2 protein-coding genes are annotated in these 1480 nt (G+C 57.4%); both read left to right on the top strand.

What is annotated here, in order from left to right:
- Window positions 1-184: 184 nt before the first annotated feature.
- Window positions 185-709, top strand: a complete 525-nt coding sequence (locus F6K13_RS32870) for a phage tail protein (RefSeq protein WP_287289887.1) — start codon at window positions 185-187, stop codon at window positions 707-709.
- A 14-nt stretch (window positions 710-723) separates the two neighbouring features.
- On the top strand, window positions 724-1419 hold the full coding sequence (locus F6K13_RS32865; protein WP_287289885.1) for a hypothetical protein: 696 nt from the start codon (window positions 724-726) through the stop codon (window positions 1417-1419).
- The last annotated feature ends 61 nt before the right edge of the window (window positions 1420-1480 follow it).

The raw sequence follows: 1480 nt of genomic DNA, 5'->3' as shown, positions 1-1480 counted from the left end.
TCAGGGCGCGAGCCCACGCGAGGCTTATTTTGTGAAATGCGACAAGGAGACAACAACCCAGAACGATATCGACAATGGCATCGTCAACATCGTGGTCGGATTCGCCCCGCTTAAACCTGCCGAGTTCGTGATCATCAAAATCCAGCAGCTGGCTGGCGAAATTCAGGTCTAGGGAGGATTTGACATGGCGCAGTTCAGCGTAAATGCACAGCGTTTCGACCCCTACAAAAACTTCAAGTTTCGGGTCAAATGTGATGGCCGCTATGTGGCGGGGATCAGCAAGGTTAGCGCGCTCAAACGCAGCACTGATCCGGTGGAGCATCGCGAAGGGGGCGATCCATCTTTGACGCGAAAATCTCCCGGTCGCACATCTTATGAGGCCATCACGCTTGAGCGCGGCGTGACCCATGATCCGGAGTTTGAGGCCTGGACCAACAAGGTCTGGAATTATGGCTCCGGGCTTGGCGCGGAGGTGTTGCTGTCTGATTTCCGCAAAGACATTATCATCGAAGTCTATAATGAGGCCGGGCAGATCGTCCTGGCCTATAAGGTGTTCCGCTGTTGGGTGTCCGAATATCAAGCCTTGCCGGAACTTAACGCAAATGCCAACGCGGTAGCGATCCAGACGCTCAAACTGGAGAATGAGGGCTGGGAGCGCGACTATGACGTGACCGAGCCGACGGAGCCAAGCTTTAACGAGCCGGCATAGGCCAGATGGGGGTGGTGTCTGACAAAGAGTTTGTGGCGGTTTGGGAAACCGCTGCACCCCGTCATGACATTGACAGGGCTTTGTCATTGCTGGCGCTCAGCAGTGATGGCGATGAAGATCTTGCCGGTCTGCCATTGGGTGCGCGCAACTGGCGACTATTACAGCTGCGCCGCGCGCTGTTTGGGGATCATCTCTCCCTTTGGTCTGATTGCACCTCATGTGGTACCCGCCTTGATCTGAGCCTGAACACGCACGACTTGCCAGCTTATCAAAGTGCCCAAGCCACTGTTCACGTCGACGGAACTGAGCTGCGCTTGCCGACAAGCCGTGATTTGGCGCAGGCGGTTTTGGCCGGGGTTAAAGATGGCGGGGAACTGGCGTTCCGCTTGCTGCAATCCTGTGTACAGTCGGGCAAAGTCCCATCGCCGGGCATTCTTGAGCGGGCGGGCGCGGCACTTGATGCGGCTGACCCGTGGGCGGACCCGGAACTGGATGTGGTATGCCCTGAATGCGGCGCAGCCCAGCAGGTTCGGCTCGATATTGCTGGCGTCCTTTGGGACGAAGTTGCCGCGCGGGCGGCGCAATTGTTGAACGATATTCATATTTTGGCCGGGGCCTATGGATGGGATGAGGACACCATCCTGTCACTCAGCCCCACCCGGCGCGCGTATTATCTGGAGCGCATAGAACATGACAGGTCTGTTTCATAGACTGGCAAGCCAAGCTGGCGGGCCAGCATTACCAAAAGCGCGCCCAACCGCGCGCCTGCCG

Origin of the sequence: Okeania sp. SIO2B9 (genome assembly GCF_010672505.1) — a bacterium.
Taxonomy (GTDB): domain Bacteria; phylum Cyanobacteriota; class Cyanobacteriia; order Cyanobacteriales; family Microcoleaceae; genus Okeania; species Okeania hirsuta.
Note: the sequence above shows the minus strand (reverse complement) of the source record. Positions and strands in the feature narration are given on the sequence as shown.